Source organism: Paenibacillus artemisiicola (assembly GCF_017652985.1).
In the GTDB taxonomy this organism is placed as follows: domain Bacteria; phylum Bacillota; class Bacilli; order Paenibacillales; family Paenibacillaceae; genus Paenibacillus_Z; species Paenibacillus_Z artemisiicola.
The window spans coordinates 109864-128852 of sequence record NZ_JAGGDJ010000006.1 but is presented as its reverse complement, the minus strand read 5'-3'; the positions used below and the strand labels follow the sequence as shown (position 1 = coordinate 128852).

At 62.5% G+C, this 18989-nt stretch carries 20 protein-coding genes; 6 read left to right on the top strand and 14 right to left on the bottom strand.

Features of this window, described 5'->3' with window-relative positions; genetic code table 11:
• Positions 1-50: 50 nt before the first annotated feature.
• The 4 genes from I8J29_RS12205 to I8J29_RS12190 all read right to left on the bottom strand — a co-directional run bounded on the left by I8J29_RS12205 (position 51) and on the right by I8J29_RS12190 (position 3350).
• Positions 51-881, bottom strand: coding sequence for a hypothetical protein (locus tag I8J29_RS12205; protein WP_208847880.1), 831 nt, complete (start codon positions 879-881; stop codon positions 51-53).
• Between the two features lie 113 nt (positions 882-994).
• Positions 995-1429 (bottom strand): CoA-binding protein, encoded by a 435-nt coding sequence (locus I8J29_RS12200; protein WP_208847879.1) that lies wholly within the window; start codon positions 1427-1429, stop codon positions 995-997.
• Positions 1430-1484: 55 nt separating this feature from the next.
• On the bottom strand, positions 1485-2783 hold the full coding sequence (gene aroA, locus I8J29_RS12195) for a 3-phosphoshikimate 1-carboxyvinyltransferase (protein WP_208847878.1): 1299 nt from the start codon (positions 2781-2783) through the stop codon (positions 1485-1487).
• 21 nt (positions 2784-2804) lie between these two features.
• Entirely contained in the window at positions 2805-3350 is a 546-nt protein-coding gene (locus I8J29_RS12190; RefSeq protein WP_208847877.1) for a shikimate kinase, read from the bottom strand.
• A 144-nt stretch (positions 3351-3494) separates the two neighbouring features.
• Here I8J29_RS12190 and I8J29_RS12185 point away from each other — a divergent pair, with 144 nt between their 5' ends.
• Positions 3495-3794 carry a hypothetical protein gene (locus I8J29_RS12185; protein WP_090635713.1) on the top strand — a complete coding sequence of 100 codons (300 nt, stop codon included), beginning with the start codon at positions 3495-3497 and terminating at the stop codon, positions 3792-3794.
• Here the strand turns inward: I8J29_RS12185 and gndA are convergent.
• The 4 genes from gndA to I8J29_RS12165 form a co-directional block, all read right to left on the bottom strand.
• Positions 3775-5187 carry an NADP-dependent phosphogluconate dehydrogenase gene (gene gndA / locus I8J29_RS12180; protein ID WP_208847876.1) on the bottom strand — a complete coding sequence of 471 codons (1413 nt, stop codon included), beginning with the start codon at positions 5185-5187 and terminating at the stop codon, positions 3775-3777. The genes I8J29_RS12185 and gndA overlap by 20 nt on opposite strands.
• Positions 5188-5415: 228 nt before the next feature.
• Positions 5416-6012, bottom strand: coding sequence for a hypothetical protein (locus I8J29_RS12175; RefSeq protein ID WP_208847875.1), 597 nt, complete (start codon positions 6010-6012; stop codon positions 5416-5418).
• A 507-nt stretch (positions 6013-6519) separates the two neighbouring features.
• Positions 6520-6720 carry a hypothetical protein gene (locus I8J29_RS12170; protein ID WP_090637029.1) on the bottom strand — a complete coding sequence of 67 codons (201 nt, stop codon included), beginning with the start codon at positions 6718-6720 and terminating at the stop codon, positions 6520-6522.
• A gap of 119 nt (positions 6721-6839) precedes the next feature.
• Positions 6840-7265 carry a hypothetical protein gene (locus I8J29_RS12165; RefSeq protein ID WP_208847874.1) on the bottom strand — a complete coding sequence of 142 codons (426 nt, stop codon included), beginning with the start codon at positions 7263-7265 and terminating at the stop codon, positions 6840-6842.
• Between the two features lie 154 nt (positions 7266-7419).
• On the opposite strand from I8J29_RS12165, the gene I8J29_RS12160 reads away from it, so the two are divergent.
• Genes I8J29_RS12160 through I8J29_RS12140 form a run of 5 tightly spaced genes read left to right on the top strand, consistent with a single transcriptional unit; the run spans position 7420 to position 9471 of the window.
• A complete protein-coding gene (locus I8J29_RS12160) occupies positions 7420-7656 on the top strand; it encodes a spore germination protein (RefSeq protein WP_090635707.1) in 237 nt (78 codons plus the stop codon).
• Positions 7656-7856: a spore germination protein GerPB gene (locus I8J29_RS12155; protein ID WP_090635706.1), complete on the top strand. Its 201-nt coding sequence runs from the start codon at positions 7656-7658 to the stop codon at positions 7854-7856. The genes I8J29_RS12160 and I8J29_RS12155 overlap by 1 nt, the downstream gene beginning before the upstream one ends.
• Before the next feature lie 18 nt (positions 7857-7874).
• Positions 7875-8630: a spore germination protein GerPC gene (gene gerPC / locus I8J29_RS12150; protein ID WP_208847873.1), complete on the top strand. Its 756-nt coding sequence runs from the start codon at positions 7875-7877 to the stop codon at positions 8628-8630.
• 32 nt (positions 8631-8662) lie between these two features.
• A complete protein-coding gene (locus I8J29_RS12145) occupies positions 8663-8926 on the top strand; it encodes a hypothetical protein (protein WP_208847872.1) in 264 nt (87 codons plus the stop codon).
• Complete coding sequence (locus I8J29_RS12140) at positions 8923-9471, top strand: spore germination protein GerPE (protein WP_208847871.1); 549 nt, start codon at positions 8923-8925, stop codon at positions 9469-9471. Before I8J29_RS12145 ends, I8J29_RS12140 begins: the two co-directional genes overlap by 4 nt.
• Positions 9472-9911: 440 nt before the next feature.
• Here I8J29_RS12140 and I8J29_RS12135 read toward each other — a convergent pair whose 3' ends face one another.
• From I8J29_RS12135 to I8J29_RS12110, 6 genes are all read right to left on the bottom strand, one after another.
• Positions 9912-10421 (bottom strand): GyrI-like domain-containing protein, encoded by a 510-nt coding sequence (locus tag I8J29_RS12135; protein ID WP_208847870.1) that lies wholly within the window; start codon positions 10419-10421, stop codon positions 9912-9914.
• A gap of 138 nt (positions 10422-10559) precedes the next feature.
• On the bottom strand, positions 10560-12479 hold the full coding sequence (thrS, locus tag I8J29_RS12130) for a threonine--tRNA ligase (RefSeq protein ID WP_208847869.1): 1920 nt from the start codon (positions 12477-12479) through the stop codon (positions 10560-10562).
• Positions 12480-13170: 691 nt separating this feature from the next.
• On the bottom strand, positions 13171-15168 hold the full coding sequence (locus I8J29_RS12125; protein ID WP_208847868.1) for a glycoside hydrolase family 15 protein: 1998 nt from the start codon (positions 15166-15168) through the stop codon (positions 13171-13173).
• Positions 15150-16613 (bottom strand): glycogen synthase GlgA, encoded by a 1464-nt coding sequence (gene glgA / locus I8J29_RS12120; protein ID WP_208847867.1) that lies wholly within the window; start codon positions 16611-16613, stop codon positions 15150-15152. The genes I8J29_RS12125 and glgA overlap by 19 nt, the downstream gene beginning before the upstream one ends.
• A 63-nt stretch (positions 16614-16676) precedes the next feature.
• The gene (gene glgD, locus I8J29_RS12115; RefSeq protein WP_208847866.1) at positions 16677-17789 is read right to left on the bottom strand and encodes a glucose-1-phosphate adenylyltransferase subunit GlgD; all 1113 of its coding nucleotides are present in this window, start codon (positions 17787-17789) and stop codon (positions 16677-16679) included.
• Positions 17786-18952, bottom strand: a complete 1167-nt coding sequence (locus I8J29_RS12110; RefSeq protein WP_208847865.1) for a glucose-1-phosphate adenylyltransferase — start codon at positions 18950-18952, stop codon at positions 17786-17788. The genes glgD and I8J29_RS12110 overlap by 4 nt, the downstream gene beginning before the upstream one ends.
• Between the last annotated feature and the right edge of the window lie 37 nt (positions 18953-18989).

Sequence of the window (18989 nt, the reverse complement as noted above, 5' to 3'; positions counted from 1 at the left end):
CCGGAAGTCCGCCGTCTCGCCGCTTCGTTCAGCCCGCATGCCGCGGCTGTTTAGAAACGTTGTTGGTTGCTGCCCATCATGCCCATGCCCGCTTGGTTCGTCGTCGCGCCGAAGCCGCCCGCGTTGCTCATGCCGGAGGCTTGGCTTTGCGCGTTTTGCGCTTGGTAGCCGCCGTAGTGCGAGATGACCGGCTGCGAATTTTGTTGGACGGTGCTGCCTCCGAAGTGCGACAGTACCGGCTGCGACGACGATTGGTTCATATAATGCGTCGCTTGATACGGCTGCGATTGCTGCGCGTTTTGCGCCTGATAGCCCCCGAAGGCCGAGATGACCGGCTGAGAGCTCGCGTTAAACGAGCTGCGGCCGATCGCGGATTGCTGCTGCATGCCGGACGACGCTTGATACGGCTGGGCTTGCTGCGCGTTTTGCGCCTGGTAGCCGCCGAAAGCCGAAATGACCGGCTGAGAGCTCGCGTTAAACGAGCTGCGGCCGATCGCGGATTGCTGCTGCATGCCGGACGACGCTTGATACGGCTGGGCTTGCTGCGCGTTTTGCGCCTGGTAGCCGCCGAAGTGCGAGATGACCGGCTGCGTATTTTGTTGAACGGAGCTGCCTCCGAAGTGCGAGAGCACCGGCTGGGAGCTGTTCGCGAAGCTTTGTCCGGAGAACGAATTCATGGAAGCTTGTTGTCCGTAGCCGTTGTTCGCGGAGTACCCCAGATGCGAAATCACCGGCCCCGTGTTCGATTGGGCGGAAATGCTGCCAGGCTGCTTCGAAATGCCTTGGTAGTGGGATTGCACGAAGCCCGAGGGTTGATACTGGTTCTGCTGTCTCATTCCCGACGCGTTCATGCCGAAGCCCTGCTGCCCGTATTGATTCATCGTCGTGTCGTCCTCCTAGAATTCGTGGATTAGGCTCCGATTCCCGCGGCAGCATCGCCTTGGTCCTCAATAGCCTCCCTTATTGTTGGAGACGCGCCGCGTTTTTATGTTTGTCAGGATTTGGTCTTTCCGTGCGGCAGCAGGATGGAATCCTCCACCTTGATGCAGCGGTCCATGATGACGTTCAGGCCGCCCTGCAGCGCGATTTCGGCCGCTTCGTCGTTGACGACGCCGAGCTGGAGCCAAAGCGTCTTGGCGCCGATCGCGACGGCTTCCTCCGCGATGGGCGGCGTGAATTCGCTGCGCCGGAACACGTCGACGACGTCGACCGGGAACGGAATATCCTTGAGCGAGGCATACGCCTGCTCGCCGAGGATCGTCTCCGCGTTCGGGTTGACGGGCACGATCCGGTAGCCCTTGGCCTGCATTGCTTGGGCGATCATATGGGAAGTGCGCTCCGGATTGTCCGACAAGCCCACGACCGCGATTGTTTCCGTTTCTTCTAATATACGCTTGATTTCATCCCGCGAAGGGTTCGCGAACGCCATTGGCCTCATTCCTTTCGGTGGTTGAATGATCGGCTTCTTTCCGTTCTAGCGTGCCTTACTTCGATTCGACCCATTCCACGTTGGCGCCGAGCGCCTTCATGTGGTCGAAGAAAATCGGATACGACTTGGCGACGTGGTGCGCGTCGCGAATCCGGATCGGCGACTTGGCGCGAAGCCCGACGACGGTCAGCGCCATGATGACGCGGTGGTCGTAATGGGCGTTGATCTCCACGCCGCCTTCGACGCCTTCGGGACGGCCGTGCACGATGATTTCGCTGCGGCGCTCCTCGACGTTGGCGCCCGCCTTGCGCAGCTCGTTCAGGTAATCGGTGATGCGGTCGCATTCCTTGTAACGGAGGTTCTCGACGTCGTAGAAGCGCGACGTGCCTTCGGCGAACACGGCCGCCGCGACCATCGCCAGCACCGCGTCCGTCGCCTTGTCGCCGTCGAATTCGAGCGCCTTCAGCCTGCCGTTGCCCTGCACGTGAACGACGCCGTTATCGTGGGTCAGAGGAACCTCCATCATGCGGAGCACGTCGACGATGGCCCGCTCGCCCTGCTTGCTGTTCTCCAGCAGCCGATGCAGCTTCACGTCGGATTGCGTGACCGCGGCGGCCGCGAGCACGGCCGCGGAGCCCGGGTAATCGCCCTGCACGACGTATTCCTTCGCCGCGTATTTCTGCCCGCCCTTCACGCGATAGCGCATGAGATCCTCGCTCGCTTCGATGACGATGCCCGCTTGCTCGAGCACCTCCAGCGTCTGGCCGACGACGACCTTCGACTTCAGGTCGTGCAGCACCTCGATCTCGCTGTCTTCCTGCAGCAGCGGCGTCAGGAAGAGAAGCGCGCTCAGGAATTGCGAGCTGACGCTGCCGGATACTTGGATTTTGCCGCCCTTCGGCGCGCCGCCGCGAATCGTGATCGGCAGCTTGCCGTCGTTATGCCTTACGTCCGCGCCGAGCTGTCCGAGCGCGTCGATCAGGTCGTCGTGAGGACGCTTGCCGAGCGATTCCGGGTATCGGTTGATGAACGTCACGTCCGGCGCCAGCGCCGCGATGGCCATCAGGAAGCGCAGCACCGCGCCGGCGTTGCCCACGTCGAGCTCCTTCACGTCCCGCGGACGCGAACCGAAGCCGGTAATCGTGATCTTCCGGTCGTCTTCCTCGATGACCGCGCCCAAATCCCGGATGCAGCGGCGCATGGCGTCGCTGTCTTCGCTGTGGGCCGGATAATGGATGGTGCTGGTGCCTTCGGCCAGCGCCGCGACCAGCAGATAGCGGGTCGTGTAGTTTTTCGAAGAAAGCGCCTGCAGTTCGCCCTGCAGTCTCGGCGTCGGCGTAACAAGAACGTCCATGGTTTACGTACTTCCCCTTTTTTAAATGGAATGTTGGCTGGTTCTGAATCGGCTGATCGCTTGCGCGATCCGTTCCACGACCTCGTCCACGGAGAGCGACGTCGTATCGATCGTCAGGTGGGCGAAATCGTAGACGCCTTTCCGGTCCTCGAGCAGCTGGTACACGCGCCGGCGGACGTCGCCCTGCAGCAGCGGGCGGTCCGGATCCTGGCTGACGCGCGCGATCACCTGCTCCGGATCCGCGGTCAGCGCCACGACGAACCCGCGCCGCAACATCAGCTCGCGGTTGATCGGGGACAGGACCGCGCCGCCGCCCGTCGCGACGACGAGCGCGTCCTCCGCGCCGAGCACGGCGCGCAGCGCCTCCGTCTCCGCGGCGCGGAATTCCCTTTCGCCCCGTCCCGCGAAGATCGCCGCAATCTCTTCCCCTTCGCGCTTCACGATCTCGGCGTCGACGTCGCATGTCCCGCAAGCCAGCAGCTCCGCCAGCCGGCGGCTCACGGTCGACTTGCCCGTGCCCATGAAACCGACGAGTACCACGTGCCGTGGCGGCTTGCCGTCGCTCATCGGCCGACACCTTCCCTTCGCGTCAATTTACACGATAAACATGTTTCATGATTATAGCATTTTTAGAGTAGCGCGGGTATAAAAAACTTGTTTCTACCGTAGAGTTGTTAATACGTGCTACCATTCGAAAAAGGAGTGAATCCCATGGCTTCTTTGCCAGAGCCGCTGTCCGCCCGGTACAGGGTCGGCCGGCTGAATAACCCGGATTACCCGCTTTCTCGCGAAGACGTCGTCTGGACGCTGGCCTTCGTCAAAAAGAAAATGGCTGACGAAGCGCCCGACTTGGTCGGTCTTCCTCAGCCACTTTTATTGCGGAAATTCCAAAGCTTCGCCGAAGCGTCGCTCATGCTGCTCAAGCAGCGCGGCGGATGCGGCCATGAAACCGACCGCCTCCGGAGCTGCCTGCTGGAATTAATCGCGGATCTTACGATTGAATCCAATTGAAGTGGAACGTGCCTTCCTTGTCCACGCGCTTGAACGTGTGGGCGCCGAAGTAGTCGCGCTGCGCCTGCAGCAGGTTGGCCGGCAGACGCTCCGTGCGGTAGCTGTCGTAGTACGCCAGCGCGCTCGCGAACGCCGGAACCGGAATGCCCTGCGTCACGGCCGTCGCCACGACTTCGCGCCATGCGCCCTGGTACGATTCGACGATCTCCTTGAAGTACTCGTCGAGCAGCAGGTTGGTGAGGCCCGCGTTGCGGTCGTACGCGTCCTTGATATTCTGCAGGAAGCCGGCGCGGATGATGCAGCCGCCGCGGAAAATCATCGCGATATCGCCGTAGCGCAGATTCCAGCCGTACTCGTCGGATGCGGCGCGCATTTGGGCGAAGCCTTGCGCGTAGGAGCAGATCTTGCTCGCGAACAGCGCCTTGCGGACCGCTTCGACGAAAGCGTTCTTGTCGCCCTGGAACGGCGCCGCCTGCGGTCCCTTCAGCAGCTTGCTCGCCGCGACGCGCTCTTCCTTGCGGGCGGATAAGAAGCGAGAGAAAACGGACTCCGTGATGATGGACAGCGGCACGCCGAGGTCGAGCGCGCTTTGGCTTGTCCACTTGCCGGTACCCTTCTGGCCCGCGGAGTCCAGGATCACGTCGACCATCGGCTTGTTCGTATCCGGGTCGTACTTCGAGAAGATGTCCGCCGTGATCTCGATCAGGTAGCTGTCGAGCTCGCCTTTGTTCCATTCGGCGAAGATCGCTTGCAGCTCTTCCGTGCCGAGTCCGAGCACGCGGTTCAGCAGGTCGTACGCCTCGCAGATGAGCTGCATGTCGCCGTATTCGATGCCGTTGTGGACCATCTTGACGTAGTGACCGGCGCCGTCCGGCCCGATGTACGTGCAGCAAGGGTCGCCGTTTACCTTCGCGGAGATCGCCGTCAGGATCGGTTCGACCAGCTTATACGCGGATTCCTGGCCGCCCGGCATGATGGACGGCCCTTTCAGCGCGCCTTCTTCGCCGCCGGACACGCCCGTGCCGATGAAGCGGATGCCCTTGGCTTCGAGGTCCTTGTTGCGGCGGACCGTATCCGGGAAATAGGCGTTGCCGCCGTCGATGATGATGTCGCCTTGGTCGAGCAGCGGCACGAGCGCGTCGATCGTCGCGTCCGTACCGGCGCCGGCCTGTACCATGATCAGGATTTTGCGCGGAACTTCAAGGGATTGCACGAATTCTTCGATGGTGTATGTACCGACGAGGTTTTTGCCTGCCGCTTCTTTCATGAGGTCGTCCGTCTTCTCGCGGGAGCGGTTGAACACGGATACCGTGAAGCCCCGGCTCTCGATATTCAGGGCAAGATTCTTGCCCATGACGGCAAGTCCGACGACACCGATTTGCTGTTTCGACATTGAACGATTCCACACCTTTTCTCTGTTATAGGATTAAATCAACGCGGCGCGCCGCCAGGCCCACTACGCTTACAATACTCCTAGTTTACTCTTTTTAGCCGCTAATGAAAACCATGGCGCCCAACATTTTGCCGTTGACGGACGCCGGGAAGCGGGAACCCCAAACAAAATAAACCCCCGGCTCGCGTTCGGCCGGGAGTCTATTTCGCGTGCCCGCGTTCGGTCTTCCTAAAGCTCAAGCTGTATCATCTCGGTTCTCAGGGATTGCAGCCTTTCCTTGGACTGCGCCATATCGGTCTCCCGCCCCTCCGTAATCGCTTCGTGGAGGACGGACAATTCGTAATCGAGCTCGAACCGGAGTACGGAAGCCCGTTCTTCCGCACGCTTCGACTGAAACGCCTGAATCACTTCTTCGACGGTAACGAACGGTTTCTTCTGATAAATGATCCGATGTTCCATGCCGGACACCTCCACAAGTCGTATGATTTCGCCGAACATGATGCTTTCGATGACGATCTGCCGGTCCTTGAACCGTTTGACCACCGCGTGGCCGCGGGAATCGTTGATCAGCTTCTCGAGCAAATCCGAGAGCTTCTCGTCCCTGATCAAATAATCGCCGACGATCTTGTAACGGTTGCGCATCCGCTGAAACCGAAGCTTAACCAGCTTGCGGCCGCTTCGTACGGAGATGAGAAAATAAACGTCCGTTTCGCTCCAATAGAGCGAGTACCCTTCCTGGATCAGATCCCGAATGAGATTTTGGATTTGCCGGCGGTCGAAGCGCAGCTCCAGGTTGCAATACTCGACTTCATGGCTCTTGTTCATCGGCAAGCCCTCCCCTCGTATGGATTCATTGACGAAATGTTCTGAATATTCTCTCATATCATTATCTTATACTCCATCTTATGTTCTGGCAACTTGGATTATTGACTATTTTTAAACGCGCCGCCCCGAATGGGACAACAAATTTATTTCCCGCCGCGGGAATATCCGGCCGTCCGGGATCGGAGAAAAAACAGCGGCGGACGAACCGGTGCGCGGCTCCGAGAAAGCGCTTACTACCAGGGAGGAGAGCGCCGTATGGAGTTGCCTTTCTTAAGGCCTGGAACGCCTGGCGGCCGCGTACTTTCGAGAACAAATTAGCTGCGGCCATGCAGCTATGCCCTAATCCGCCGGCTTGCGGCCATGTACCGCATCAGATACCGTTTTTTCCCCTCGCAGCCGGATGTTCACCATGCGTTTGCATCCAAACGCGCCAAAAAGCCGTTTCCCGCCCGGCCCCCGGACGAAAAACGGCTCTTCCGCGTTCGCTCGAACGGCGCGTACAGCGCCTCAGACGAACCACGTATTCAATATGATTCCGAACGCGGCGCCGCTGACGACCGCGCCGATGAAGCTGAACCAGCCCTGCCGGTATTTGAGCTGAAACATTTTCAATACCCCGAGGCTGAGCAGGCCGAAAAACAACAAGATGAAGATCGCGCCCGTAATGAACAAGGCGGCCGAAATTTGGCTGACATCCACCAGCGTCACGGAAAACACTCCCTATGCAAGTTCCTTTACCTGCATTATAAGGAAAGAAACCGCCTTCCGCCAGCGGACGCGCCTTTGAAGTTCGGACGAATTGGTGACAGTTATGTGACGAACCCCCCCTACGGCCCCTGAATCGTCGCGATATGGGACCGCTTGCTCGGCGGCCGCTTCCTCAGCTTCACCTTGAGCACCGCGCCGTCGTATTCCGCCTGGCAGGTACGCGGCAGCACCAGCTTCGGCAGCCGGATCGTTTCGGCGTCGCCGCCCGGCAGGCCGCTCAGCTTCAGCCGGTCCTCCTTGGCCAGCAGCCGGAGCGCCGACAGATCCGCTTCCTCCCCGAGCGGATACGTCACGACCACGAACCGCTTCGTTTCCGCCACGTTCGCGTTCGTCGTCTGGAACGCCGACGAAGCCGCCGGAATCGCTTTGTTCATCATGCCGCGGACGTAATTCTCGATCCACTCCGACTGCCGGAAGACATCGAATCCTTTGGGCAGCTGCTGCTTCTCCATCCACTGCTCCAATTCCTCCCAATCAAGCGCCATCCCGACTCCCCCCGCTTCCGTGCTTCTTCCTACCACTGTATGCATCCGCCCATCGTTCCGCCACACGCGAAGTCGGCCGCGAAAGTCACGTCTGGGCGTTTGCCGCATAGGATGTAGCATCGATGCTGCAATCCCAGATAAGGAGTGAGGCACCATGCCAGCCATCGTCGGCTTCGTCAAAGTCATCAGCGTCGGTTCGAGCGCCATCGTGCAGTTCGGCGATTCCGTCCAGCTCTCCCCGGCGAGCTCCTCCAAGACGTACGCGGGCTCCGGCTCCTTCCTGACCGGCAGCCTGACGAACTCCAACAACGCCGTCAGCGCCACGAACACGAACGATCCGGACGTTCAGGACAACACGGAAAACAACCTCGCCAACGGAGTCAACGTCTGATGAATCTGACGGTTCATCAAACCATCACCATCCATCAGCTTCGCGTCAACAGCGTGACGAACTCGTCCGTCCTGCAAGTCGGGACGGCGGGTTCCATCGCGTCGAACGCCCAAATGTACAATACGGGAGGATTCACGGGACCGGCTCCCCAGTTGGAGGAGAATCCGGTCAATTTCGTGCCGCTGCCGAATCCGAATTAATACCGGAGGTGCCCGCAAATGCAGAACGAACCGAATAGATCGCCGTCTCCGTGGCAAATGGTCATGGCGCTCAATCAATATGTTCAGCAGCTGCAGGGCCAGGTGAACGAGCAGCAGGCGGTCATCGGCAGGTTGTGCCGGCAGCTCGACGACCTGAACGAGCGGATGAACGCCGCGGAAAACAAACCGTATTATCATGTCGATACGATTCAATACCATTTCGACCAGCTGAAGGTCGAGAAGCTGAGCGGCACGCTGAACATCGGCATGTCGGCGCCGAGCGAGGAGCAGGTCAAGGAGATCGGCCAGCTCGTCATGCCGGGACCGGGCAAGCTCGTCGTGAACGAGCCCAAGGAGAATCCGGAATCGGGCATGGACCCGCAGGCGACGCAAACGCCGCATCAATTCCCGTCCCCGTCGGCGAGCGGAATGCCCGCGTTCGTCGCGCCTCCGCCGCCGTACCCGGAAATCCGGCGCGCCGTCGATTGCTACCTGGACCAGGAAGCGCCGCTCAGGCTGCAGCAAATCGAAGCCCAGGCGGGCATCGCCCTGGATCCGTACCATCGCAAGCTGGTGATCGAAGATATTCGCAAGCAGATGAATCCGCGCATCCAATTCTATATCCAGACCCTGACGCGCAAGGCGGAGGAAGAGCAGAAGAAGGGAACGCCGGGCGAGGCGCAGGAACCGGCCATCGAAGCGGACGTCATCCGCAAGACGGAGCGCGATATCGATCTGGCTCTGCAAAATTACGTCGGCCGTCTGGCGCCTTAAGCCAAGCCGGCGAACAAGGAGAGGAAACGCCCATGCAGCTTAACGTCGTCAATCACGTGCTCGCGGTCGGCTGCATCCAATTGACCGCCGTCGCGAGCGCCTCCGTCCTGCAAATCGGGGATACGGAGACGATCTCGCTCGTCTCGATGTTCGATACGCCGCCGGAATCGGTCATCGTCGGTCCGTTCGCGCCGCTGATGGAACCGGAAGGCGCCGAGCAGTCCGAAGGCGAAGGCGCGCTGGAGCAGGAAGCGGAAGAACGCTTGACGCGCAGCAAGCTCGGGGATGCCCGATGAGCCGCGAGGCGCGCAGCGTCCGCAAGCCCGGCGAGGTGCCGTTCGCGGACCTTCTAGGCCTGCCGGACGTTGAAAATTCGGACTACCCCGTCCGCGTGTCGGAGGTCGGCGGCGTCTACGTGAACAGCATCAGCAGCGCGTCCATCATGCAGTTCGGGGACCGCGCGGACGTGAACGCCAAGCTCCGCGGCGTCGCCGTGCAGCGGGAGTCGGACCATCTGTTCTCGAACCGCGTCTATTTCGAGTCCTATGATATTTTCAGCCAGCCCGTTCCGCCGGTCACGCCGTTCTTGGCCGAAGCGGCGAGGGAGCCCGTCGACGTGCGGACGGTCAACCGCGACCCGCGCATCAGCGTCGGCTGCATCGAGATCATCGCCGTCAGCAGCTCCGCGATGCTGCTCGTGGGCAACGGGGTGAACACGCGGGCCGAATCGCGCATCAGCAACATCCGCCAATTCGCGAAGCCGGCCACGATCCGCTGGGTCGAACCGGGCGAATGCGCCCCCATGGCGCCTTACGCCCTGCTCGGGCGGACTTCCGTTTAGGCGAATGCATAATTATGAATGTACCCCCGTCAAACGTCCAGTCGTTGCCGCCCCGCCGTCATATATTACCAATGTGATCTGAACCATCACAAATCAAACCACTCAGGAGGTATGTACAGTGGGATACATGAATGGTGTAGGCGGAGTAGGTTGCGGCCCGGTATTCGGCACGGCAATCGGCGTAATCCTTGTCCTCTATATTTTGCTCGTAATCGTTCTTCGCGGTGTATTCATCTAAGCAGATGGTAACCGCACCCGATCCCCGGAACGGTCCTGCCCTCGGTAGGGCCGTTTGCCGTTCGCGGGCGGTTGGCCCCGCGGCGGCCAAAACGAAGGCCTCCGGCGAACGCCGGAGGCCTGTCTGGTGATCGGATGCCTATGCTTTCATGAAGCGCCCTTCGCCGGTTTGTCGGCTCTCGTTGTCCGAACGCCCGCTCGCATCAGGTCTCGAGGAGCGGCACGTACACGTCGACTTCGTCCGGCCACTTGGGGCGATGCACCCGATACGCCTCGAGCGACATGCCGCGGGGGTCGTTGCGCAGCCCGTTCGCCCGCAGGAACGCATGCAGCGCGTCGTACGGGTCGCCGTGCTTCGCGCGCACCTTCGCGTAGCGTCCTTCCGGAATTTCGAAACCGATCATGCCCTCCGGCACGTCGGCAATCCGGCTCACTTCCTTGCAAAACAGATACGTGAACAGCTGCTCGCAGACGAAGGACGGACATACATACGTCTCGGAATCCGTCATCCCTTTGATCTCGAAACGCCGGCTAATGAACTGCTTCTGCAGCAGTTCCGCGCGCTTCGGGTCGTGCGAGGCGAACGCCGACGTCAGCGCCATGCCGACGTAGCTGCGGTGCGGCAGCATGACGATGCGAACGTCTTCCGGCCGTGCGTCTTCGGCTTGTGCGGGCTTTGCGTCCTCGGGCTTTGCTTCTTCGGGCTTGCTCATGCGGGCAGCCTCCCTGGCGAACTCGCGTTCGCGCTCGTTTTCGGCCGTCGGGCGGATGCCGCGCGCATCCGCCTTACGCCGTCTAGCCTTAGCCTAGCCGCGGGGAAGCGCCGCGTCAAGCGGGTTTCGCGTCCGGCTTTACGCCCGCGCCGCCTCCTCCGCCCGCAGCCGCGCGATCAGCTCCGCCGGCGTCATCGCGGCGGCCGCGACTTCGCCTCTGCGCCGCACGGATACGGTGCCGCCGGCCCGCTCCGCCTCGCCGAGCACCAGCGTGTACGGCACCTTCGCGAGCTGCGCCTCGCGGACCTTGTACCCCAGCTTCTCCTGCCGCAGGTCGGCCTCCGCCCGCAAACCCGCTTCCTCCAGCGCCTCCCGCAGCGCAAGCGCCGATTCCGCGTCCGCCTCGGACACCGGAATGACCGCCGCCTGCACGGGCGCGAGCCAGAGCGGGAACGCCCCGGCGTAATGCTCCGTCAGGATGCCGACGAAGCGGTCGACCGAGCCGAACACCGCCCGGTGAACGAGCACCGGCCGATGCTTCCCGCCGTCCTCGCCGATGTAAGACAGGTCGAACTTCTCCGGCATCTGAAAATCGAGCTGTACCGTCGCGCACTGCCAGCTGCGGCCGATCGCGTCGCGGATGTGAAAATCGATCTTCGGTCCGTAGAAGGCGCCGTCCCCCGGGTTCAACCGATACTCGGCGCCGCGTCGCCGCAGGGATTGCTCGAGCGCCCGTTCCGCCCGCTCCCAGAGCTCCGCCGAGCCCATGGCGCTCTCCGGCTTCGTCGACAGCTCGATCCGGTACGCGAAGCCGAAAGCCGCATACATCTCGTCGATCAGCGCCAAGATGCCGTCGATTTCCCGTTCGAGCTGGTCGGGCCGGACGAACAAATGCGCATCGTCCTGACAGAACGCGCGCACGCGCATCATCCCGTTCAGCGCGCCGGAATACTCATGGCGGTGCACCTGGCCGAACTCCGCGTAGCGGATGGGCAGCTCGCGGTACGAACGCCGCCGATGGTTGTACAGCAGGATATGGCCGGGGCAATTCATCGGCTTCAGCGCGTATTCCGCGTCGTCGACCTTCGCGAAGTAGATATGGTCCTTGTAGTGGTCCCAATGGCCGGACTGCTCCCAGAGCCGCCGGTTCATCATGGACGGCGTGCGCACCTCCTCGTAGCCCCGCTTCCGCCAGAACGACCGCGAGAACCGTTCGAGCGCCGCGCGGACCGCCATCCCCTTCGGCAGGTAGAACGGCATGCCCGGCGCTTCCTCCGAGAACATGAACAGCTCGAGCTCGCGGCCGAGCTTGCGGTGGTCGCGCTTCTTCGCTTCCTCGAGCAGCGCCAGATGACGGTCCAGCTGCGACTTCTTCAGAAACGCCGCGCCGTGCACGCGCTGCAGAACCGCCCCGTCCGCGTCGCCCCGCCAATAGGCGCCCGATACGCCGAGCAGCTTGAACGCCTTGATCCTCCCCGTCGACGGCAGCAGCGGCCCGTCGCACATGGCGGCGAACTCACCCTGCTCGTAAACCGCAACGTCCGCGCCGGCCGGCAGCTCGCGGAGCCGCTCCAGCAGAAACGGTTCGCCGCGTCGCCCGAACCATGCGATCGCTTCGTCCCGGCCGAGCAGCCGGCGGACGACGGGCAGATTCGCGCGCGCGATCGCGTCCATTTCCTTCTCGACGGCCCTCAGAACGGCGGGCGTCAGCGGCTCGTCGGCCTGCACGTCGCAGCTGAAGCCGTCTTCCGTCTCGCGGCATTCGCCGAGCCGGACCCGGTCCGCGCCGAGCACGCGCTGGACGGCCTGCGCGGCCAGGAGCGCCGCGCTCCGGCGGTAGATCGCCAGTCCCGCCTCGCTGTCGAGCGGGACGAATTCGAGCGCGCAGTCGCCGAGCAGCGCGTGGCCCAGATCGACCAGCCGCCCGTCGACGCGGGCGGCGACGGCGCTTTTGCGCAGCGCCGGACTGATGTCGTCCGCGAGGGTCGCGACCGCGATTCCTTTCCCGCAGCTTCGTTCCGAGCCGTCCGCCAATTTCACGATTAGGTTTGGTTCCATGAGCCTTCTTCCTCCGTTCGAATGATTGTCGGCCGAAACGAGGGCACGCCCCTTGGCGAAGGGGGCCGTTTCAAACCGCGTGAACGCAAAAAAACGCATCTCGCCCGGAAAGGGACGAGTGCGTTCGGCTCGTGGTTCCACCCTCATTCGACCTTGCCTCGAGCCGCATGCGCAGAGAGGACAAGGTCCTTATTGGAATCCGCTAACGGGGATGATCCGGTTCCGTTTACAGCCGCGACACCGAGTCGGCGGGTTCAACGTGACGGCTGCAAAGTGGTAATTCGCACCGCGGGACGGAAGGGATTCGCAGCGATCATCCCTCTCTCTGGGCAGCCCGCCGGTGGGAACCGTGTCTTTGGTTCTCGCCGGGTATGAAGCTTTGGTTCCCTATTATAAGGAGCCGGGAACGAAAGCGCAAGGGGGGCGGCGCCTATTTTTTCGGCAGGCATGGCAACGCCTCCCGCGTCGCATCGCAGGCGGCCGCGGCCCCCGGCCGCCAAGCCGGGCCAGCCGGGGGCCGATTGCCGGCCCGCGCTCGGGCGTTCTCCGCCTCGCCCGCGTCCGCCGGCGCCGCGCGCCTCGGGCGCAAACTCAAACAAGGCAGCGGAACACTCCGCCGCCTTGCTCTTTGCGCGATCGCCGGCGCATCGCGACGGTCGACAGGCCGCCACCCGCGGCGGCCGCGGCGCCGCTACTCTACCACCGGACCGGTATCCGCGCCTTCGCTCGCCTTCGAAAGCTCGGCGTACTTCTCCGCGTAGCGGGTCACCGCCTGCACGTACGTCGCGTGCGACCACGTGAGCGGCGCGACCGACAGCGGGCTGCCGTCGTTCGGATGCAGCTGCTCGGGCAGCGCGCCGCTGGACAGCGCCGTCCGTACGACCCACTCCAGCGTCTTCCGCGGCGCGGCCAGGTCGGCGAGCGACCGGGCCGACTCGATCTCGAAATTCGCGACCCACAGCGTGCAGATGACCCACGGGTTGCCGGGAACGTTCTCGATGTCGCCCGATTGCTGGAAGTAGTAGTCGTTCGTGTAGCGCGCCACGCCGCCGACGTGGGTCTTGACCGTCAGGCCGTCGCGGATCGCGTGCATCGTCTTGACGACGCGCTCGTCCTCGACCGGAAGCACGCCGAATTCCCAGACGGCGAACAGGCTGCTTTCGAGCGTCATGTCCTTCACCCAGCGGTTGTCCTTCTGGATCAAGCCCCGCGCGAAGCGTCCCGCCTCTTCGTCCCACAGATGCTTCAGGATGCCCTGCTTGATGCCCTCGGCGGTATTGCGGAGATGGTCGCTCCGCTCGTAGTCGCCGAACAGCTCCGTGAAGAACGCCGCCGCCATCAGGCCGCCGTACACGGACGACGCCGTGTACGTCCAGATGCCGTAACGCTCCTCCCACAGGTCGTAGCTGGGCTTCGGCAGCGACAGCGCGTGCTCGATGTACTGGCTCAGGAACAGCGCGCCCTTCCGGATGAGGTTGTTGTACAGCGCCTGCGGCAGCTCGATGACCTGATGGCGCGTGTAATCCTTCCAGAGCGCGAACAGCACGAGCGCGGTTTCGTCCTCCTGGATCGGCAGGCGCCGGCTGCCTTGGACGATGTAAGGATGCCAGCTGGAGCCGACCGTGCCGTCCGGGTTGTACTTGTGGAACAGATAGCCGTCCGGCGACAGCGCCTGCGCGCAGAAATGGAAGAACGGCGCGATCACGCTTTGGAAGCCTGCGGCCGACATGGCGTCCGCGATCAGCGCGCCGTCCCGCGGCCACATGTAGCTGTAATGGTCGCGGTTGTACTGCAAAATATCGGTATCGTTCGCGGCGATGATCGCGCCGCGCTCGTCGGTCTGCGTCCGGACGATCAGCAGGCTGAGGCGGTACAGGTTGACGACCTCCGCCGGCAGGTCGCCGAGGTTCTGCTTCGCCCGCTGCAGCCAATGGTTCCAATAGATGACGATCCGGCTGAGCAGCTTCTCCGGATGGCTGTCCTGAACGTACTGGTTGAGCGACTTGACCTCCTCGAGGTTTTTGCCGATCGACATCCAGTAGTAGACCGTCTGGTCGCCGCCGGGCGGGACCACGGTACGAAAGCTGATCGTGCTGTCGACCGAGCCCTGCGCGATGGAATTGCCCATCAGGCTGCCGTCCTCGGCGTCGCGCCACGTGCCCTCCGCGGACTGGAACCGCTTGATGCCCGTCGTGTACTGCATCATGCCGCCTTCGTCGGAGAAGCCGTTGAACATGAAGTACGAGGAACGCTTGTAATGGAAGAGCGTATGGTTCTCGGGATAATACGCCGCCGTATCGCCGACCTCGGAGCCGTCGATCATCAGATCGTGGTGGAAGAACAGCCGGCACTCGCGCGCCTCCGTCCCCAGGTTGCGGACGAGGATACGCTTGATGTAGATGCTCTCGCGCTGGTGGATGCCGTCGTTCATGTGCAGCTCGACGCCGAGCCGGTCGTTGCGGGCGATGACGTTCGTCACGAGCGAATCCGCCACGTATGACAGCTTGAACTGCCATTCCGGATCCTCCAGCCAGGAGAATTGGCCGCCGACCCACAGCCCGAACCGGCAGTACTGGCCGCCGACGTGGTTCAGCTGCCCGACGAACGGATAGTAAATATCCCGTATGTAGCAGTTGCGGTCCAGATTCATCAGAATCTTGCCGTTCCCGATTACGAGGTGACGGGCCATGCGTCACTCTCCTCTCGCTGCGGCGCGATCGCCGCGTAGAGCGCCAGATACGCCTTCGCCGAACGGGTCCAGCTGTAATCGTCCTTCGCGCCGTTCGCGACGATGCGCTGCCACGCCTCGGAATCGCGGTAAAACCCGATCGCCCGCTGGACCGTGTAGAGCAGGTCGTGCGCGTTGTAGTTCGTAAAGCTGAAGCCGTTGCCTTCGCCGGTATATTCGTTGTACGCGCGTACCGTGTCCCGCAGGCCGCCCGTCTCCCGGACGATCGGCACGGACTTGTAGCGCAGCGCGAGCAGCTGGCTTAGCCCGCAGGGCTCGAACTGCGACGGCATGAGGTACATGTCGCTTCCCGCGTAGATCCGGCGGGCCAGCCCGTCGTTGAAGCCGAACCAGGTCGCCACTTGGCCGGGGCGGCTCGCCTCCGCGCGGCGGAACATCTGCTCGTAGTGCCAATCGCCGGAGCCGAGCACGACGAGCTGGACGTCTTCCGCCAGGATCTGCTCCAGCACCGCCTCGATCAGGTCGAAGCCCTTCTGGCTGACCAGCCGCGATACGATGCCGATGAGCGGCGTCTCCTCGGACTCCGTCAAGCCGAGCTCGCGCTGCAGCGCCAGCTTGTTCTTGCGCTTGCGCGGCAGCGAGCCGCGGTACGGCACGGACAGCGCGGGATCGTTCATCGGATCGAACAGGCTCGTGTCGATGCCGTTCACGATGCCGCTCAGATCGCCCGCACGCCAGCGCAGGAGGCCGTCGAGCTTCTCGCCGTAATATTCCGTCTGAATCTCCTGCGCGTAGGACGGGCTGACCGTCGTCAGCTTGTCGGCGTACCGCAGGCCGCCGAGCATGCAGTTGCCCGCCCCGTGGAAGTCGATGCCCTCCGAGCTGAACAGCTCCTCGCCCGAGCCCAGCAGGTCCATCAGCAGCTGGCGCCCGAAGACGCCTTGGTAGCGCAAATTATGAATGGTATAGACCGATTTCACGTCGCGCGTGCCCGGCTCGTACCGGTAGCGCGTCTTCAGCAGGAACGGGATCAGGCCGGTTTGCCAGTCATGGCAGTGGATGATACCGGGCACGAAATCGGAATGGAAGAGCGACTCGACGACGGCGTAGCAGAAGAAGACGAACCGCTCCGCGTCGTCGTCGTAGCCGTACAAGCCGCTCCGCTTGAAGTACTGCTCGTTGTCGATCAGATAGTAGACGACGCCGTCGAGCTCCGCCTTCAGCAGGCCGCAGTACTGGCTCCGCCAGCCCAGGCGCACCGGGAACGTCGCGATGCGTTCGAACTTCTCCGCCAGCTCGTGCGGAATCGTCCCGTATTTGGGCAGGATGACGCGAACGTCGGCGCCCTTCTCGCGGAGCGCCTTCGGCAGCGCGCCCGCGACGTCGGCGAGGCCGCCCGTTTTGACGAGCGGCACCGCTTCGGATGCAGCGAATAAGATTTTCATCGTTTCTTTCACCTCGAATGCGGCCGCGGCTTCTCCGGCGCGGCCGTTTATTGCGGAGTCGAATCAGATGACTCTCCGTTTCATCGCGATGAACGGCGACGCTTCCGCCCCGTACAGCTCGCGGCTGCGCTCGACCGTCACGTCTTTGTCCAAGATCGCGTGGTTGACGGAGCTGCTCTCGCCGATGACGCCGTTCTGCATGACGATGCTGTTGCGCACGACCGCGCCTTTGCGGACGTGCACGCCCCGGAACAAAATGCTGTTGATGACCGTGCCCTCGATGATGCAGCCGTTCGCGACGAGCGAATTGATCGTCTTCGCCCCTTCCGCGTAGCGCGCCGGCGGTTCGTCCTTGACCTTCGTGAAGACCGGGCCCGGCTCGTAGAACAGGCTCTTCCACACTTCCGGCCGCAGCAGCTGCATGCTGTTCTGGTAATAGCTGTTCAGCGTGTTCACGACGCCGAGATAGCCTTCGAACGCGTAGCACTGGATGTGCAGCTTGTCGACGCGCGACATGATCGCGTGGCGGACCAGATGGTCCTGGCCTTGGGCCAGCGACGTGTCGACCAGCTCCAGCAGCAGCTCCTTGCGCATCAGGTACATCTCCATCGAGACGAGGTCGCTCTCCATGCGGCCGAAATGATCCTGCATCGCCGTGACGCGCCCCCGCTCGTCGACCTGCACCTTGCGGGCCCGGCCGCCGAACAGCTCCGTCTGCTCCTTGCAGATGACGGTAATGTCGGCGCCGCTCGCCTTATGCGAGGCCAGCACTCCTTCGAAATCGAGATTGCAGATCATGTGGCTGCGCGTGACGAGCACGTATTCGTGCGTGCTGCGCGCGAAGAAATCGCGGTGCTGGTAGAAGTGGTAGAGATCGCCCCGGCGCACCTCGTTGACGTCGTCCGTCACCGGCGGCATGATGAACAGCCCGCTCTGGCGATGGTGGAGGTCCCAATGCTTGCCGGAGCCGAGATGGTCCATCAGGGAACGGTATTTCGTCTGCGCGAAGACGCCGACCTTGTTGATGCCGGAATTGACCATGCTCGACAGCGTGAAGTCGATCAGCCGGAAGCGCGCCCCGAACGGCACCGTGGCCAGGCAACGGCTCGCGGTCAGCGTTTCCATCTCGTCCGATTCGTGAATGAGGTTGATGACGCCCAAAATCGCGGAGTTCATGTGTGCTCTACCCCCTGCAGCGTAGGATTGGCGGCGACGAGCTCGTCGCTCGCGATGACGGTGACGGTCTCGCCGTCCGGACTTCCGATAACGGCCCCGTCCGCGATGATCGCCCCTTCCCCGATGATGGATCTATAAATGCGGGCGCCTTTGCCGATCTTGGCGTTCGGCATGACGACGGATTCGCGGATTTCGCTGCCGGCGCCGCACTCCACGCCGTGGAACAGCACGGAGCGCCGGACGAGCCCTTCGACGAAGCAGCCTTCGGTCACGAGGGAGTCGGCGATCTCCGCCGTCGCCGCCGCGTAGTGCGCGGGACGGTTCGGATTGACGGAATAGATCCGCCAATCGCGGTCGTGCAGGTCGAGGGCCGGCTGCTCGGACAGCAGATCCATGTTCGCTTCCCACAGGCTCTCGAGCGTGCCGACGTCCTTCCAGTAGCCGTCAAACGTATAAGATTGCAGGCGGACGCCGTCATGCAGCATGGCCGGAATGATGTCCTTGCCGAAATCGTTGCCGGAATGCTTGTTCGCTTCGTCGCGGATCAAATACTGCTGCAGCACCGGCCACGAGAAAATATAGACGCCCATGGACGCCAGATTGCTCGTCGGCACCTTCGGCTTCTCTTCGAAATTGACGATCGCGCCGTCGTCGTCCACGTGCATGATGCCGAAGCGGCTCGCTTCCTTCCAGGCGACCTCGATGCAGGCGATCGTGACGTCGGCGCCCTTCTCCTCGTGCTCCCGCAGCATGAGATCGTAATCCATTTTATAGATGTGATCGCCGGAAATGACGAGCACGTAATCCGGTTCGTAGCGGTCGATGAAGCCCATGTTCTGGTAAATGGCGTTCGCGGTGCCTTTATACCACATGCCGCCCTTCGACTTGACGTACGGCGGGAGAATCGCCATGCCGCCGTCTCTCCGGTCCAAGCCCCACGGACTACCGATGCCCAGGTACGTGTTGAGCACGAGCGGCTGGTACTGGGTCAGCACCCCGATCGTGTCGATGCCCGAATGCGCGCAGTTGCTTAACGTGAAATCGATGATGCGGTACTTCCCGCCGAAGTGAACCGCGGGTTTGGCCAGGTCTTTCGTCAGCACGCCGAGGCGCTTGCCTTCGCCTCCGGCTAGCAGCATGGCGATCATTCTTTTTCTGCCCATGGACACCTTCTCCTTCTCGGCTGTCAGCGGCCCGCTG

Bases quoted from the DNA above. Each gene is read 5' to 3' on its own strand.
- I8J29_RS12205 (WP_208847880.1), bottom strand. From the start codon at position 881: ATGAATCAATACGGGCAGCAGGGCTTCGGCATGAACGCGTCGGGAATG.
- I8J29_RS12200 (WP_208847879.1), bottom strand. From the start codon at position 1,429: ATGGCGTTCGCGAACCCTTCGCGGGATGAAATCAAGCGTATATTAGAA.
- aroA (WP_208847878.1), bottom strand. From the start codon at position 2,783: ATGGACGTTCTTGTTACGCCGACGCCGAGACTGCAGGGCGAACTGCAG.
- I8J29_RS12190 (WP_208847877.1), bottom strand. From the start codon at position 3,350: ATGAGCGACGGCAAGCCGCCACGGCACGTGGTACTCGTCGGTTTCATG.
- I8J29_RS12185 (WP_090635713.1), top strand. From the start codon at position 3,495: ATGGCTTCTTTGCCAGAGCCGCTGTCCGCCCGGTACAGGGTCGGCCGG.
- gndA (WP_208847876.1), bottom strand. From the start codon at position 5,187: ATGTCGAAACAGCAAATCGGTGTCGTCGGACTTGCCGTCATGGGCAAG.
- I8J29_RS12175 (WP_208847875.1), bottom strand. From the start codon at position 6,012: ATGAACAAGAGCCATGAAGTCGAGTATTGCAACCTGGAGCTGCGCTTC.
- I8J29_RS12165 (WP_208847874.1), bottom strand. From the start codon at position 7,265: ATGGCGCTTGATTGGGAGGAATTGGAGCAGTGGATGGAGAAGCAGCAG.
- I8J29_RS12160 (WP_090635707.1), top strand. From the start codon at position 7,420: ATGCCAGCCATCGTCGGCTTCGTCAAAGTCATCAGCGTCGGTTCGAGC.
- I8J29_RS12155 (WP_090635706.1), top strand. From the start codon at position 7,656: ATGAATCTGACGGTTCATCAAACCATCACCATCCATCAGCTTCGCGTC.
- gerPC (WP_208847873.1), top strand. From the start codon at position 7,875: ATGCAGAACGAACCGAATAGATCGCCGTCTCCGTGGCAAATGGTCATG.
- I8J29_RS12145 (WP_208847872.1), top strand. From the start codon at position 8,663: ATGCAGCTTAACGTCGTCAATCACGTGCTCGCGGTCGGCTGCATCCAA.
- I8J29_RS12140 (WP_208847871.1), top strand. From the start codon at position 8,923: ATGAGCCGCGAGGCGCGCAGCGTCCGCAAGCCCGGCGAGGTGCCGTTC.
- I8J29_RS12135 (WP_208847870.1), bottom strand. From the start codon at position 10,421: ATGAGCAAGCCCGAAGAAGCAAAGCCCGAGGACGCAAAGCCCGCACAA.
- thrS (WP_208847869.1), bottom strand. From the start codon at position 12,479: ATGGAACCAAACCTAATCGTGAAATTGGCGGACGGCTCGGAACGAAGC.
- I8J29_RS12125 (WP_208847868.1), bottom strand. From the start codon at position 15,168: ATGGCCCGTCACCTCGTAATCGGGAACGGCAAGATTCTGATGAATCTG.
- glgA (WP_208847867.1), bottom strand. From the start codon at position 16,613: ATGAAAATCTTATTCGCTGCATCCGAAGCGGTGCCGCTCGTCAAAACG.
- glgD (WP_208847866.1), bottom strand. From the start codon at position 17,789: ATGAACTCCGCGATTTTGGGCGTCATCAACCTCATTCACGAATCGGAC.
- I8J29_RS12110 (WP_208847865.1), bottom strand. From the start codon at position 18,952: ATGGGCAGAAAAAGAATGATCGCCATGCTGCTAGCCGGAGGCGAAGGC.